Here is a 15,654-nt window from a genome sequence, read left to right as displayed (position 1 = left end):
GGCGCGCCGGTTCAGCTCGGCGTAGCTCAGCGACCCGCCTTCATGGACCACCGCCGTCGCCTCGGGCGATCGCCTCACCTGCGCTTCAATCAGCTCGTGGATGCACTGATCGCGCGGATAGTCGGCCTGCGTGGCGTTCCAGTCGATCAGCACTTGCCGGCACTCGGTGTGCGACAGCAGATCGATGCCGTCGACCGCATGCGCATCGTCGGTCACCATGGCGTCGAACACCGCATGCAGATGCTCGACATAGCGCGACACGGTGCTGCGCTTCAGCCGCCTCGCGTCGTACCTGAGGCTGTAGCCCAGCTTGTCGGCAAACTCGCCCACTTCGATGTCGAGTGCATTGCCAACATCGCCCCGGCTCATCTCCAAGCCATAAGGCGCCACTGTCCAACCGCCCCACATCACCGTGCTGTTCGCATCTACGTAGGCACCACGCTCAGCCTCGGCCATCAGCACCTTGACGGACGAGGTGCCCCGTTCGTTCTGGAAGTTGAACCGCGTCTGAAAGTAGGGGTGGTGCGTCGAATCGCGCCGCGGATTCAAGCGCTGAACAAGTTCACTGAACGGGTAATGCCGATTGCGCAAGGCGCGCAAGACCATCGAATTCACGGATGAGAGCAGGCCCGACACCGTCAGGCCCAGCTCGAAGTCGGCCGTGAGCACAACGGTGTTGGTGCAGTTCCCGACAGTAGACCGCGCGCTTTCGCTACGACTTGAAATGGGAGCACCGACGGCCAGCCGATCCTGACCGGTATGCCTTCGCAGAAGTATGAAGTACGCCGCCAGGAGCACGGTGTACAGCGTGACGCCATGTCGCGCCGCCAGCGAGCGAATGGCTTGCGCCAGTTCAGGGGGCAGGACGCACGGCAAGCTACGACGCTGCGGCAGATCCTGCGAGGCGTCTGCAGCGTCGTGCCGCAGATCCAGCGGCGCAGGTTCCGAGCTCAGGACCTGCTTCCAGTGACTCAGCTGCCTGCCCGCCTTGGGGCTGTCGAGCCATTGCGCTTCATGCCGCACGTAGGCGAAGTATTCAGGTTCGTGCACGAACTCCGGCACGAGCCCTGCACCTCGACACTCCAGCAGGGCGCCCCACTCTTCCATCAAGAGCCAGAACGACACGCCGTCGCAAATCAGATGATCCAGCACCCACAGCAGGACGCTTTCGTTCTTCGAAATGCGGTACAGGTGCGCACGCAGCAGCGGTACAGGCCCGTTCAAAAACGGGCGTCGATACTCATCGGTGATGTGCTCATGCAGCTTTTCAGCCGACCAGTCATTTGCGTCGTGCCACTGAAACGGAAGCTCCACGTGTTGGTGGATTCGCTGCCGCGGCCCGTTGTCACCCTCTTCGAACGAGGCCCTCAACATAGGATGCCGCGCAACCAGCATGGCCAGCGAATTGCGGATGTCCTGCGGATCGACATCCGCGAGTATTCGAGCGCAAAACCCGACGTTGTAGCCGCCACGCTGTGACGGATCTATTTGATACGCCACCCAAAGACTAAGCTGACTACTGGCTAGATCGCTCCACACTTGAAATATGCCTTTGCTGAGGGGACCTGTCGTCGACCCTCATCGGCGATGATGGATTCGAACTGACAAGCGCCAGGTTTCCTCGAAGCTCAAACAGCTTTCGGAAGACTGACCTTTCTGAATTGGGACACTGCGCCAGCTGAACGCGGCGTTCAAAAGTTCGCTGCAAGCATCAGGTCTGCTTGTGAAGCCTTGTCCCCAAAAGACTCCCCTACGTCGGCGATCGTCCACCGGCAAAGCGAGCGCCGGGCGATTCACGACAGGAGTGTCTTTGCGGTGAACGGGGGAGTCAATGGCAAGCCTTCATGGTTCGACATGGAAGAAGCACTATTCGTGTAGGAGTACACAACGGACAGGGTTCATCTGACACCGAAGCGACACTTCACATCCCGTTCACAACATCGACTCGGTCATCGAACCCCTGCACGCATCTGACTTGCCGGAGGGACAGCTTCGTGCTGATCGATTGCCCCCCATCGTTGAGTCTGCTGACGCTGAACGGCATGTGCAGTGCCATGGCCTCATCGTCCCGATGGAGTGCGAATACTTCGCGCTGGAGGGCTGAGAGGCTCAGCCTCTGAGCGACCTCGTCAACACGATCAAGCAGGTGCACGCGAACCTGAACGCCGAGCTGCAGCTCATCGGCTTGCTGCGTGTGATGTACGACCCGCGAATCACGCTGCAGCAGCAGATCAGCGAACAGCTCAAGGCGCATCGACTTCACATCCTTCCGGGTGAAATCCCCGCCATCGTCAGCGGGCCGACTGCGCTCGTCCGTGTTACCCAAGAATGGTTTTTGAACCACGCCGCCGCCAGCACTCGCGTCGGCTGCCAGCTTCATCGCGTCATCTCACCTCGATCGCCCCCCGGCGAGGACGGCCATTGTCTAAACCGATCTGTTTCAAGTACACACGTAGTGGATTTGTTATTTCGTTTGCTTGAACATCACTTCGGTGAAACGCCATGGTGTGTACCGGGGGAGGTGCCCAATTTGGACGGTCATTTCATTCAATCAAGTTCAAGTGAAAGTCAGCATGGATAACTCCATTTCTAGCTAGATCAGTCACCTGTACTGGGCATTCGCCAACCGGCGCGGCGGACCAGCAGGGCGGCAATCCCGCCCCGGCATCACGACCCGCCCGAGATAGCGGCCTTTCCGGACCGCCCGCATTGAGAGCGAGGGCATCGTCATCGGGCAGCATCGCGCAAAAAGGAGAATCACTTTTAGAACTGCTCCCAACGGACACCCAGATTCGGATCGTGGAGAGCTTGCCGAGCGGCGCACGTTCGAGGGCCCGAAATCTGATGGCCCTGTGGGGAACGTCTCACACTCTACGGGGTTTGGTGCAGAACTCCTTCCCAGAATATCAAGCATCGCGTGACAATCTCAAACTGATCGAGGTCTTCATTACGCTGGCCGAGGCCTTGTCGCGTACCCCGACCTTGTCGCTTGCCCCGAGCACGATTGAGAACTACCGGAGCGCTTTGGCACGCTTCGCAAAGGAAATGCTGGCCGACAATCCGCATGCCGACCTGCGCGGTTTCCTGCAGCGCTACGAAAGCTCGGATGAAGACCTGAAGTTGCAGGCCCTCGCAGACAGGGACAGGGTCATCAGCCATTGGCCCCGCCAACAACGTGGCCGCCTCAATACGGCTCTTAACCTCCTGATCACCCTGCCCCCCGAGGAAAGATAGCTGCCGGAAGGCAGCACGCGCTCGCAGGTCCGCCCGAGCCAGCTGCTGGAGCGGCTTCCACCGGAGGATCCGGCATCTTCTGCGGCAGTTATTGAGTTCCGTTAATTCTGATAGCCAGGTCCCATGCAAGACCACCGAGGCTCGCGGCCCCAGCGCGCTCGTCTGTGTTACCCGGAGATATTCGGAACTGAACCACGCCGCTTTTCCACGATGACAACCTCCTCGACCCTACTTGGGAGAACTCTGCGGCATCGATCGTTCTTCCTTCTTGATCGTGTCCCTCATCTCACGATCCTTCTTTTCGGCGGCCTTCTTCATATCGCCTTTCTTCATGCCCTGTCGCTTCATCCCGCCTGCCATGGGTTCCTCCATCTTCATTGGCGCACTTGCAACTGCTTGCGCCGCCCCAAGCTCGCCGGCGGCCAACGCACCCAAGTCGGGGAAAAGACCGACTTCTGTGGCGATGGCGCAGGCGGCCAAGCCGCGCATCAAAGCGCGGCCAGCAATTCGGGTTGCCATGAGCGAGTCAATACGGGGCATGACCATGACTATCTCCGCGACGCATGCGAGATTCGATCAACTGCCACCGAACCAGTTGTAGCCTTGGTCTTCCCAGTATCCACCGGGGTAGGTGTTGGTGACGAACATCGCTGTGATGTGCTTGGGATTTTTGTAGCCCAGCTTGGTCGGCATGCGCAGCTTCATCGGAAAGCCATACTTTGCCGGCAGCACCTCGCCGTCGTAGCGAAGCGTGAGTAGCGTCTGCGGATGCAGCGCCGTGGGCATGTCGATGCTGGTGAAGTAGTCGTCGGCACACTTGAAGCCGATGTATTTCGCGGTGAGGTCAGCGCCGATGTGTTTCAGAAAAGTCGAGAACGGCACGCCGCCCCATTTGCCGATCGCGCTCCAGCCTTCGACGCAAATGTGGCGCGTGATCTGCTCTGTCTGGGGCAGCGCATTCAACTCATCGAGCGTCCACGCATGCCTGTCGGCGACCAAACCGCTCACTTCGAGCGAGTATGTCCTGGCGTCGACATGGCGTACCTCATTGACCCCGTAATAGGCATTGAACGGAAACGGCCGCGTGATCATCGCGTCGGTGTAAGTGGCCGCGAGCCGCTGCGGGTCGAACAGCCAGGCCTGCACGTCATCGTTGAAGCGCGACATGGCTGCCAGCGCCTTCTCGACCGATGTACCGTCGCTGAGCGAGCAGCCGGTCAGCATCGACAGGCCACCGAGCGTCAACGACCGTTGCAGGAAGATGCGCCGAGCTGGCTGGCCCAGGTGGCGCATGGCCTCCTTGAGCACGGCATCGCCGTCGATGTTCAGCTTGCGCGGGGATCTGATCATGATCGATCTTTCCGGTGTTCAACGGCCGCGAAGCATCGCGACCAGCGTCCTCGGCACGAGCACCACCATCACCACGTGCACGACGATGAATGCGACAAGCAAGACCATCGCGAAGAAGTGCACGCGCCGGGCTCCTTCATAGCCGGCCATCAGCTCGCGCAACAGCGGAAACTGCACCGATTTCCACAGTGCAAGGCCCGACATCACGAGCACGATCAAGTCGAGTACGACAAAAACGTAGGCCGCCCGCTGTACCGCGTTGTACTCGCGCGGATTGTCGTGGACCAGGTGCCCGGTGAGCGCAGCACGCAGATCGGTCCACAAGCGGTGTGGCCCGATCGGCAGGAACTTGGTCTTGAAGCGGCCGCTGCCGAGATTGAGCACCAGATAGAGCAGGCCGTTCGCGGCCAGCAACCACATTGCTGCGAAATGCCATTGCAAGGCACCGCCGAGCCAGCCTCCGAGCGTGATCCCTTCGGGAATGCTGAACCGCCAGATTGGCGAGGCGTTGAAGATGCGCCAGCCACTCATCAGCATCAGAACGATTGCGACGACGTTGATCCAATGGGTCAATCGCAGCCACAAGGGGTGGATGATGCTGTCGTGTTGGTTCATGCGAGATCGGCTGCGGTTCTCAGGAACTGCGTGCCGCCAAGGAGTATGCCGCCCGTACGGGTGATGCCGGGCTGTGGCGAACCCTGACTGGAGCCATATGGCTGCGAACCCTGTGCGCGCGCTGCCCGCGCAGACGGCTTCGCATCCGCACGCTCGTCCGAACAAGAAGGCTGCAATCTCGCATCTTGTGGAACTGAACAGCACACGCCAGTGCTTTCCATGATCACCACTTCGGGCGCGATGCTCATCGTCATGCTCGACGATGGCGCAGGTCGGTGATCTTGGTTTGGTGAACGTCCAGCGCCCCTTCGTGATCAGCGGCCTTCGTACACCCAGCCCGCCTCGCCGCCGATATAGCGCCACCCGTTCGGCTCCGACTGTTGGCGAAGACGCATGGCTTGCCATTTCTCGTCTTGGCTGGAGACAAAGCCCGCCCGAGGAACATCGCCTGGAAGGCTGGCGTTGCGCTGGCTCAGGCGCAAGCTGCCATCGTGCCGCGCTGCCTCCAGCTCGGCCTTGACATCGTCGCGGGTGACCGTGCTGCGCTGGCCGACAACTTCCGTGCCGGCTTCGTTGGGCAAGGTCCGAACGCCATCCTGATCCGCGAACACGAGCGGTGTGGCGAGAGTTGCGGCCACGGTGAAGATGCTGAGGGTGACAACGCGATTCGACATGACGGTACTCCTTGATCACATTTCAAAAAGGCGCGCGCTTTTGAGGTGCCCGATGGGGACCATCCTCTTTAGCCGGCAGGCGGTCTGCTTTGTGCCTGGACATGTTGCTCATGCCATATCGGTCCTTTCTTGCTCTCGGTTTCGCTCGAGGGTGCGCGTGACGGTCCGCCATCAGGGCCGCCCGAAGTTGGAAGGCAACGCGGGTGCCGTACTGAAACTATTGCACGGCCAGTGCGGAGTCGGCTTCCGGAACGTATCGTCTGTAGACGGGGAGCCGTTCGTGCGCTTCGACTTTCGTGCTGCCAAGCGGCCACCCGCGTTGCGCTGGCGACACTTCGAACCGGAATGACTTGCAGTCACCTTGGACCGTGCTGGGCTTTCTTACCTGGACTCTGTCGAACCCCTCCAAAAGGTGAAGCGATCAGGCGCACCCGCTTGAGGAACGTAAAGTCAGCCACCGGTTCTGCGAATACGTCCCCAAGCAGTCGAGACGCTTGACCGCATTGCCGTACAGGTGGCGTCGCGAGAGCGACGCGTGCAAGTGGTAACAGCGATTGCTTCGTCCTCGACGATGGCAAATTGGATCAATCGACAGCCCGGTCACCTGGTCGGCAGCTCTGGGAATCCCTTTAGAGCCTCAGGACCAACCGGCTGCCGATCTCCTTGGGCAGGTTGTTGATGCCGATGGCGCACACGCGCAGCACGATGAACTCTCGCTCGGCCGCGCCGTGGCCAAAGTCCTGCGACTGGATCGCGTCTTGCGTTTCGGTCGCATGGGCACGTTGGAATTTGATGCCTTGCCCGCCGAGTGCGCTCTGCGAGGTGGGGTTTTGCGGCCAGCACTGGCTGTCCGCGAAGAGCACGATGCGGTGGCCGGCCGGCGCATCCTGCGCTTCTTCCACCCGCCAGCCCAGTCCCTCGGAGGCCAGCAGCCTCTGCATAAATTGCCAATCCGTCTCCCGGTATTGGACGCAGTATTCGCGCACGCCAGCGTTCGGGCCGTTGGCCAGAAATGCGCTGATGTCTTCCGCACCTCCGTCAGCGCCGGTTTCGCCCCATTGCCACGCGGCATAAGCGCTGTAGGCCGCATCGCCAAAAACGTCGTCGAGGAAGCTACTGAGCAGGTCTGTTGCCGGACGATTCGACAGGGCAAGCGACATCAACACCTTCCCGACCGTTGCAGTATTTCATGCGGCAGGCGGTGGCGTGACCAGCACCCGATAGGCCGCAGCGCTTTTCGAGCCCAGGACTGGTAGGGACAGGGGCAGCACTGAGGTACGGCAGCATCGCTGCGAGCAATTCCGCATCTGCGTCGCGTTGACTTTTTCGCTTTCCGGTGGACGCACTCGTGCTTGCTTTTGCCACCTTGGCGCCGGTATAGCCGCGCTGTCGCCCATGCTTCGCCTCGCCAGCAGTAGGACGCGATGCCGATGTAGAGGCAGCGGAAGCGCTGGGTCGAGCACTTGTGGAGATTGCAGATGCAGCCACGGCTTTATCAGACGGCAATACCGTTGATACCGGCGCAGACACGGACGCCAAGCGCTCGTCGCTTGCACTGGCCACGGCACTTGGCGAAACCTTCGAACCTGGTTGAGTCACAGTCTCGATTGACGCCGTTGCTTGAGGTGATGAAGTCTTGTCGATCAACGCCACAGGTGCCGACGAGACAGGCCCGAAGGGCGCCGCCTCGCGTTGAGTCGCGGACATGCGAACCCGAGTCCCGCTTGCATCAAGGTCAGCATTGGGACTGGTGGATGACCCCCATTCTTGAACCGCAAGATAAACAGCCACGCCGGCCAAGGCCACACCACTCAGTATCACGAAAGCTTTGAGTCGAGTTCCAGAGCCCGCCGAGGCGGATTGCGATCCGCCATCTATCGTCGCTAAGATGCTCTCCTCGAAATCGGGATGCCGCTTGGCCGGAGATGGCCCGAACAGTTGGGGCGGCGCTCGGCGCGTTTCTTTGTCAAGATGGGAAGTCTGGTTCATGAGAAGGTAATTCGCGTCGACGCGCTTCGCGAGGTGGCTCAATTCCGGCAAGTCACCCGCGCGCAACTTTTAATGGGCTGAGTTTAATCGGCCGCTATTGTTAGACAAAGGGCCACATCTGGGGCCCTGCAAAACCCGGCTACAAAATGATTCTCGTTGTTCTGGTGGCTTACTTTGCCATCGTATGCCTGTTAGCCGGCCTGATGTTGCTTCCCACCTTTCGAAGGCGCACCGCCACCGCTTTTGCCTCGGCGCTCAGAAACGCAGCGAAAGTCGGACACGACGCAAATGATCTCCTGGAGCAACGCGCACGCGAGCGGGCGGGCCAAGCAGGAACATTCCTGCGCACAGGCGCCCGTTTGCTACGCGACTGCCGGGCACATGCTCTCATCGGGTTGGCACTGCTGGCGCTGCCTCCGCTGCTTGTATTTTCAGTTCGAGACTTTCGTTCACTCGACGCGTTCACCGATGAGGTCACTCCCTCCATATCAGGGGGGGTGGTCTCCGCACTGCTTGAAGGAGAGCAACTCGTTCCGCCACCACCCTTACCACCCGAAGTGTTCATGACGCCCGAAGTGGAAAGGCTGCGCCCTCAGCTCAGCAACGCGGACCGCCGCTGGGATCTCATGGATAGAGAGTTTCGGCAGCGCCTCTTGCTGGTCTACAAGGTGATGCGTGACGAACACGGCTACGACATGGTATTGCTTGAAGGTTACCGAAGCCCCGAGCGCCAGGCGCTGCTGGCCAAGATGGGCACCAATGTGACCAATGCGGGTGCTTGGCAAAGCTATCACCAGTACGGGCTGGCCGCGGACAGCGCTTTCTTGCGCGACGGCAAACTTGTCATCAGCGAGCGTGATCCGTGGGCCATGAAAGGTTATGAGTTGTATGGCGAGGCTGCCCAGCGCGCTGGACTCACGTGGGGGGGACGCTGGCAGAACATGGACTTTGGCCACGTGGAATTGCGCGGGACCCGACCGCCTCGCCCAAATGTGGGGGGTTGAATTGGCGTCACGCACGTTAGACTGCGCGACCGCGGTCTGCAGTTCGCAGCGCGCTTTTTTTTTGGCATATGGAGAAGATGAATGGGACGTCCTTTCATCGTATTGGGTGACAAGACAGACCACGGTGGCGTAGTGATCGAGGCATCAGGCGCGACAGACACCCATGGGAAGCGCATTGCACGTGTGGGCGACAAGGTGAGTTGCCCCAAGCGCGGCCACAACAGCACGATCATTGCCTGCGGCGACGCAACGATGATCATCGACGGCAAGGCGGCAGCTCGCCATGGCGACAAGACGGCTTGTGGCGCCACCCTGATCTCTTCCCAAAGCGTGACGACCGACGCCTGTTGATCGACGCTCGCGCACTTCTGGTGTAGCTCTCCTGCAGTAGGTTTTGTAGTAGGTTTGATAGCGCGCTCAGCGGCGAGTCCCTGTATTCATGACAAAAGTCTGGAAGATTCTTGCGCTGCTTGTAGCGATCACGGTGCTGGTATGGCTGACCACCCTGTGGCGTTGGCAATCCTCAAACGTGGACCCGAGCGGCAGCACCATCGCACTCAATCTGCTATTGCTTCCCCTCGGCCTGACCATGACAGTGCTGTTGGCGATGTGGTCGGTGCGTCGTTTGCACAGTTATGCAAGCGCACCGCTGGTATCTGAAACAGTCTCGACCCAACCCACATCGGCTATCACGGACGCGAGTGAGCGAAGCGCACCTTTCATCGTCCTGGCCTCGGGCGTTGAACTTCGCTCTGGAGGCGACTGGAACATCGCATGTTCCAGCATCGAGTCCGGGGAATGCAAGGCCGAGTTGGACAGTGAACTCAAGGATGACGACGGCATCGCCGTGTTCACGGCGCGAATCCCCGAGATGGACACCGACGCGGTCGAAGCATCCATCGCCGAGCTGGTGGGGGGATTGGCGGCAGAACAAGTCGAAGAGTGGGCAAGTTTCAAGGCGCCCACGGACCTCGTGCGAGTGCTGAGCTTGCTGATTCAAAGCATGAACAACATGCGAACGCCGCTGGAGGCCCAGTGGGAGGCCTTCAAAAACTCGGACCGGTCGCGAATTCCGACAGTCACTCTCAGTCTGGTCATTCCGGCACGCTGGCCGGCTCCCGCGCAACGTGTTGCCACTGCATGGCTGACAAAACAATTCGATCCGTTGCTTGAGGCCGGCCTGCAAGCCGCAAGGCAATCTCGCGCCATGGCTCGACCCGACCGGCCTGCCGTTCATTTGCAAGTGCATGCGGTCGCAAGCGCCGAAGACTTCTGGTCAATGCTCGACCAGAAGTTGGTCCAGTGGCAACGCGACGACGAAGCCGCCCTGATGTTGGTCATGGCGGCGGATTCACGCATCAGCGAAGAAGAGATTCTTCGCCTGAGCGCGCAGCAGACTCTTTTTTCGGGCGTCAACCCACTTGGGCTGGTGCCCGGCGAAGGAGCGGCGTCGCTTCTGCTGGCCTCGTCCGTTTGGCCTCAACCTGCCAACGCAGAGCCGGCAATGGCACATATGCACCGCGCGAGCTTGGCACGGCGAGACAAGTCGGCCGACGCATCAGGCCGTTTGACTGCGAATACTTTGCAACAGGTCGCAGAAGCTGCCCTCAAGGTCAGCCGCATCGAGCCCACAGCCATCATGCATTTGACGACAGATGCAGACCACCGAGGATCGCGCACCGGCGAGGTCTACGGAACGATGCAAGAGCTGTTGCCACATCTCGACGCCGCCACCGATGGCCTCCGAGCAGGGGTGGGCTGCGGCGATCTGGGCATCGTGCGACTGTTAGCCTGTGCCGCGCTTTCGGCCTCAAAGGTCGCGGATTCGCAGACGCCTGCGTTGGTCCTCGGTGTGCTCCCGGCATTCGAACGCTTTGCCGTGGTCTTGACACCGCCCTCCTCTGCCCCAAGCGACGGTTCGACCGTTCAGCCCACGTAACTTCGAACGGAAGCTCTCTCCTTTTATGCAACGCTTTTGGCAGTTTCTTCTGGATGCGCGCACGCTCGCCGTGATCGGTGTGCTGACTCTGGCCGCATTCTTGTTCATGGGGGCCGACACCCTCAAAGTGGGGGCCATCTGGGCCATCGGCGTGATCTCGGCGCTGTTAGTGGTTTGGGCCATCGTTTGGGCCGTACGCCGCTACAAGACGAATCGGGCAGGACAGCAACTCGAAAATGCCATCGATGCTGAGGCACAGCGTGCCATCAAGGCCGCACCAAGCCAGCAGATGCGCGCTGAAATGGCGGCCGTTCGAAAGCGCATCAACGATGCCGTCAAAACGATCAAGACCTCCAGGCTTGGCCTGACCTCCGGTTCCGCGGCGCTGTACGAATTGCCTTGGTATGCAGTCATTGGCAACCCGGCTGCCGGCAAGAGTTCGGCCGTTGTGCGCTCAGGACTCAATTTTCCGTATTCGGACAAAAACAGCCATGTCCTTCAAGGTATAGGCGGAACTCGCAACTGCGACTGGTTTTTCACCACGGAAGGCATCTTGCTCGACACGGCTGGGCGCTACTCCGTCCACGAAGAAGACCGAGAGGAGTGGCTCGGATTTCTTGCACTGCTCAAACGCAATCGGCCCAAGGCGCCATTGAACGGCGTGATCATCGCGGCCAGTCTGGCAGAACTGTCCAGCAACAAACCCGAGTTTGCGATCACGCTGGCCAAACAACTGCGCCAGCGGGTGCAGGAGTTGACGGAAAAGCTCGAGATATTCCCTCCGGTCTACATCATCTTCACCAAGGCTGACCTGATTTCGGGTTTTGTCGAGTTCTTTGAAGACCGCGACCCCACCGAACGCGAGCGCGTATGGGGTGCCACACTGCCCTACGACACAGCAATCAAGACCGATCTCGTGGCGAGCTTCGATCGGCATTTCGACGAGCTCAATGATGGCTTGAAAGAAGCATCCGTCGCGCGCATGTCGATGCATCGCGGTGAACAATTGCCTCCTGGCGTGTTGACATTTCCACTCGAATTCGCAGCGCTCAAGCCACAACTGCGAACCTTCATCACCACCCTCTTCGAAGACAACCCCTATCAGTTCCGGCCCATATTCCGAGGCTTCTACTTCACAAGCGCGGTACAAGAAGGCCAGTCGACAGGACGCGCGAGCCAACGGGTGGCCGAACGTTTCTCCCTCAACACTCCGCTGAACACGGGCCCGACAGCCGCCGTCGTGGCACAACACGGCTTTTTCCTGCGCGAGTTGTTTTCCAAAGTGATCTTTGCCGATCGCAGCCTGGTCCAGCAATACACAAGCCGCACCAAGCTTCGCTGGCGTTATGCTGCCTTTTTTGGCGGAGCCCTGATGTTGGGGCTGATGCTGGCCGGTTGGACATGGTCTTACGTGGGCAACCAGCAACTTGTCGCCAACGTAGAAGCCGACCTGGCCAAAGCGATCAAGGTGCAAGAGGGACGGATAGATCTCCAATCACGCCTTGAAGCGCTGGAGATCTTGCAGGATCGGGTGGAGCAACTGCAGCGCTACCGCAACGAGCGGCCGTGGGCTTTGAGTCTGGGCCTCTACCAAGGGCGCGCGCTTGAAACCAAACTGCGCAGGGAGTACCTCGCCGGGCTTGTAGACGTCATGCTCAAGCCCACATCCGCGACCATCGCTTCATACCTTGGTGAAGTCAATGCAATCGCCGCCCAATTGCAACCGCTGGCGCGTGCCACCGATGGAAGCCCGACACCTGCCACACCTACGCCCGTCAGCACAGCCCCTGGCATCTATATAGCAGCCTCGACCACCAACGTTTCTGACGCCTACAACGCCCTCAAGACCTACATCATGTTGGGCGACCACTCCCGCGCTGAGCCTGGTCACTTGGGCGACCAAATCACGCGCTTCTGGCGTGGTTGGCTCGAAGCAAACCGCGGAGCCATGCCTCGCGAGCAACTGATCCGATCCGCGGAGCGCATTCTGTCCTTCGCATTGACGCAGGTGACTGCAGAGGACTTCCCAAGCATTCAGACGAACCTCGCGACGCTCGACACGACCCGCGAAAATCTTCGCCGTGTCGTCAAGGGAATGCCCGCTCGAGAGCGCGTCTATGCAGAGATCAAAGCACGTGCGGCAACACGGTTTGCACCAGTCACCGTGGCCCGCCTTGTCGAGGATGCCGACAAGGATCTCGTGGCAGGAAGCTATGCAATCTCAGGCGCATTTACCCGGGAGGCTTGGGAGGGCTTTGTCGACAATGCCTTCAAAGAAGCAGCCACGAAAGAAACACAGGCCAACGACTGGGTGCTGAAAACATCCATGCAGGATGACCTGACGCTCGAAGGAAGTCCTGAGCAGATCCGCAAGGCTTTGGTTCAGCTCTACAAAACAGAGTACGTGCAGGAATGGCAGAAGTTCATGCAAGGCGTGAACGTCAAAGAATTCACCAGTTTCGAGCAAGCCGTGCGCGGCATGAACCGGTTGGGTGATCCAGGGACGTCTCCCATCGGCAAACTCGTGCAGGTTCTGTATGACCAGACATCGTGGGACAACCCTGGCGTGCTGAATGAAAAGCTGGCAGCGGGACAGAGCGGTGTCGTCGCCTGGTTCAAGCAGTTGTTTCTGCGTATGGCCCCGACCCCGGTTGAGGTCAAGCTGGACATATCCACCAAGCAAGCAGCAGTTCCTATGGGCCCCATCGGGAAAGAGTTCGCCGGGCTGATGCGATTGATGGTGGCCAATGACAATGGACCCACATTGATGCGCACCTATCTTGGCGCCTTGTCCAAAGTGCGGACCCGTTTCAACCAAATGCAGAATCAAGGCGACACGGGCCCGGCAAGTCGCCAGTTGATGATGCAGACGATGGAGGGCGGCTCCGAGCTTGGAGATGCGTTCAAGTTGGTCGAAGAGCAGATGCTCGCGAGCCAAACGGAAGCCGCCAAAGCCACTATTCGCCCCTTGCTCGTACGACCGCTCATGCAAGCCTTCGCGGTCATCGTGCCTCCAGCCGAAAAAGAGATCAATCGCGTGTGGGCAGCCCAGGTCTACGAGCCCTTCCAGCGAACCCTCGCCGGAAAGTATCCGTTTGACACGACCTCGCACGTCGAAGCGACCTCCGGTGAGATCGCCAAGTTGTTCGGCCCCGAGGGGAGTATCGCGAAGTTCAGCGAGCAGTCTTTGGCAGCGCTGGTTTTCAGGCATGGCGATAAGCTGTCAGCACGTACATGGGCCGACATGGGCTTGCGCTTGCGCCCTGAATTGAGTGCCGGTTTTCCTGTTTGGATCGCAACCGTCGGCGGGTTCGGCGGCGGCTCGCAGCCGGCAGGCGGGACAGGGGGCGCCGGTAGTGCCACATCGAGCGAGCCCCAGACGAGTTTCCAGGTATTGCCAACCGCCATGCCGGGTCTGTCGGAATACACCATCGAGATCGACGGCCAGCAGATGCGCTATCGAAACGCCGCAGCCACCTGGAACAACTTTGTCTGGCCGGGGACTCAGGGAGCGCCTGGCGTGCGCATCACCGGCGTGACAACGACTGGGCAAGTGGTTGAGTTTCTCGATGTTCCCGGCAAGTTTGGCTTGGAAAAGATGTTCAGCAGCGCGAAGCAGCGCAAGCTGGGCAGCGGTGCATTCGAACTGACTTGGAATGCCGGTAGCCATTCGGTCGTCGTTCAGTTGCGACTAATCTCCAGCCCAACCACCGCTTCACCTACTACAACGAGCGGCGGACCACAAACGCCAAGCGCATCCGGGGGACTTCGACAGATCTCGCTGCCAATGTTGGTCGTCGGCCCAGACGTGCCAATGGCCGCAGCATCTGCTCCCACAGAGGGCAAAAAATGAGCGGGATCACTTCACAGGCCCTGTATTTCGGAAAGCTCCCATCCCGGGGAGATTTCGTCCGCAGTTCGGCAGGGTCAGCACTCATTCGCAACATTGACCAATGGATGTCACAGACCATGGATCTGTTGACGCAGGACACCCGGTGGAAGATCGTCTACGACGCGGCAGCGCCAGTCCACTTCGCGATCATCGGGTCGCAAAGTCATGCTGGCTTGGTGGGTCATCTGGCGGTGAGCAAGGACGCCTCGGGCAGGCGCTTTCCGTTTGTCATGGCGGCGTCCTTTGAGGTGCCCCAGCCACTGGGCTTCATCCCTTACTGCCCCCAAGCGCTCACCCCTTTGTGGGCCCGCTTGGACGCCGGCGTTCGCCAAGCGATGGGTGCAGAAGACTTTTCTATGGTGCAAGAGCACCTTGTCGCGCAACCGGTCGAGTTGGAGGTTCGAATGGAACCTCTGCGCGATGCCTACAAGGCCTTTGCACAACAGATGACTATCGGGACCCTGGAAGCAGCGATAGCGCTTCCAGAGTCCGCATTCTCGTTTCGACGCACCATCTTGGCCCTGGGCCTTCTATTGCAGCCCATACTCACGCAAGGACACACCGGATTGAGCAAGGGACTGGTCTTGCCCCTGCCTCCGACCCTCAGACAAATCACCTCGGTCACGACCATGTGGGTCGAGTTGGTGACACGTTTTTTCAAACGCACTCCGGCAGAAATCGCCGTATTCGTCACCACGCACCGACAAGAACCGGTCCTGGTGATGGGATTTCGCGGCGCTTCCGCTAGCACCTTGCACTCCGTCCTGGACGCCGAAATCTGCCAATCAGAAAACGTCGTGGTCAGCAATGCCGAGTGGGTGGAAGACTGGATCGATACCGACTACGGGCTTCGCCGGTTGTCGAATTACCTGCGCGACCCTTCGCTCTCAATTGCCGCCGCAGCCGACATGTTTCGCGAAACATTCTTGGGAAATTGAGATGACCTCACGTTGCGCT

General features: G+C 59.8%; 12 protein-coding genes and 1 pseudogene. 7 read left to right on the top strand and 6 right to left on the bottom strand.

Going from position 1 to position 15,654, the window contains the following annotated elements:
• Positions 1-1,539: condensation domain-containing protein (locus AC30NL_RS17220; protein WP_489465216.1), on the bottom strand; the 1,539-nt coding region annotated here is incomplete at its 3' end.
• 452 nt (positions 1,540-1,991) lie between these two features.
• Here AC30NL_RS17220 and AC30NL_RS17215 point away from each other — a divergent pair.
• Both AC30NL_RS17215 and AC30NL_RS17210 read left to right on the top strand, forming a co-directional pair.
• Positions 1,992-2,254, top strand: a pseudogene (locus tag AC30NL_RS17215) (ParA family protein); the annotation flags it as partial.
• A gap of 629 nt (positions 2,255-2,883) precedes the next feature.
• Entirely contained in the window at positions 2,884-3,234 is a 351-nt protein-coding gene (locus AC30NL_RS17210) for a hypothetical protein (protein WP_489465215.1), read from the top strand.
• Between the two features lie 228 nt (positions 3,235-3,462).
• Here the strand turns inward: AC30NL_RS17210 and AC30NL_RS17205 are convergent, their stop codons facing one another.
• The 5 genes from AC30NL_RS17205 to AC30NL_RS17185 all read right to left on the bottom strand — a co-directional run bounded on the left by AC30NL_RS17205 (position 3,463) and on the right by AC30NL_RS17185 (position 7,033).
• The gene (locus AC30NL_RS17205; protein ID WP_489465213.1) at positions 3,463-3,753 is read right to left on the bottom strand and encodes a hypothetical protein; all 291 of its coding nucleotides are present in this window, start codon (positions 3,751-3,753) and stop codon (positions 3,463-3,465) included.
• 57 nt (positions 3,754-3,810) lie between these two features.
• Complete coding sequence (locus tag AC30NL_RS17200; protein WP_489465212.1) at positions 3,811-4,584, bottom strand: molybdopterin-dependent oxidoreductase; 774 nt, start codon at positions 4,582-4,584, stop codon at positions 3,811-3,813.
• An 18-nt stretch (positions 4,585-4,602) separates the two neighbouring features.
• The gene (locus tag AC30NL_RS17195; RefSeq protein ID WP_489465211.1) at positions 4,603-5,199 is read right to left on the bottom strand and encodes a cytochrome b/b6 domain-containing protein; all 597 of its coding nucleotides are present in this window, start codon (positions 5,197-5,199) and stop codon (positions 4,603-4,605) included.
• A gap of 314 nt (positions 5,200-5,513) precedes the next feature.
• Positions 5,514-5,873, bottom strand: a complete 360-nt coding sequence (locus AC30NL_RS17190; RefSeq protein ID WP_489465210.1) for a DUF4148 domain-containing protein — start codon at positions 5,871-5,873, stop codon at positions 5,514-5,516.
• Between the two features lie 629 nt (positions 5,874-6,502).
• On the bottom strand, positions 6,503-7,033 hold the full coding sequence (locus AC30NL_RS17185; RefSeq protein WP_489465209.1) for a contractile injection system protein, VgrG/Pvc8 family: 531 nt from the start codon (positions 7,031-7,033) through the stop codon (positions 6,503-6,505).
• A 975-nt stretch (positions 7,034-8,008) separates the two neighbouring features.
• Between AC30NL_RS17185 and AC30NL_RS17180 the strand changes: the two genes are divergently transcribed.
• The 5 genes from AC30NL_RS17180 to tagF all read left to right on the top strand — a co-directional run bounded on the left by AC30NL_RS17180 (position 8,009) and on the right by tagF (position 15,635).
• Positions 8,009-8,866 carry a M15 family metallopeptidase gene (locus AC30NL_RS17180; protein WP_489465208.1) on the top strand — a complete coding sequence of 286 codons (858 nt, stop codon included), beginning with the start codon at positions 8,009-8,011 and terminating at the stop codon, positions 8,864-8,866.
• 81 nt (positions 8,867-8,947) lie between these two features.
• Positions 8,948-9,217: a PAAR domain-containing protein gene (locus AC30NL_RS17175; RefSeq protein ID WP_489465207.1), complete on the top strand. Its 270-nt coding sequence runs from the start codon at positions 8,948-8,950 to the stop codon at positions 9,215-9,217.
• Positions 9,218-9,305: 88 nt separating this feature from the next.
• Positions 9,306-10,805, top strand: coding sequence for a hypothetical protein (locus tag AC30NL_RS17170; RefSeq protein ID WP_489465206.1), 1,500 nt, complete (start codon positions 9,306-9,308; stop codon positions 10,803-10,805).
• A 25-nt stretch (positions 10,806-10,830) separates the two neighbouring features.
• Positions 10,831-14,658 carry a type VI secretion system membrane subunit TssM gene (gene tssM / locus AC30NL_RS17165; RefSeq protein ID WP_489465205.1) on the top strand — a complete coding sequence of 1,276 codons (3,828 nt, stop codon included), beginning with the start codon at positions 10,831-10,833 and terminating at the stop codon, positions 14,656-14,658.
• Positions 14,655-15,635: a type VI secretion system-associated protein TagF gene (tagF, locus tag AC30NL_RS17160; RefSeq protein WP_489465204.1), complete on the top strand. Its 981-nt coding sequence runs from the start codon at positions 14,655-14,657 to the stop codon at positions 15,633-15,635. Before tssM ends, tagF begins: the two co-directional genes overlap by 4 nt.
• The last annotated feature ends 19 nt before the right edge of the window (positions 15,636-15,654 follow it).

Source organism: Rhizobacter sp. (genome assembly GCA_021153565.1).
GTDB lineage: Bacteria > Pseudomonadota > Gammaproteobacteria > Burkholderiales > Burkholderiaceae_C > Albitalea.
Note: the sequence above shows the minus strand (reverse complement) of the source record. Positions and strands in the feature narration are given on the sequence as shown.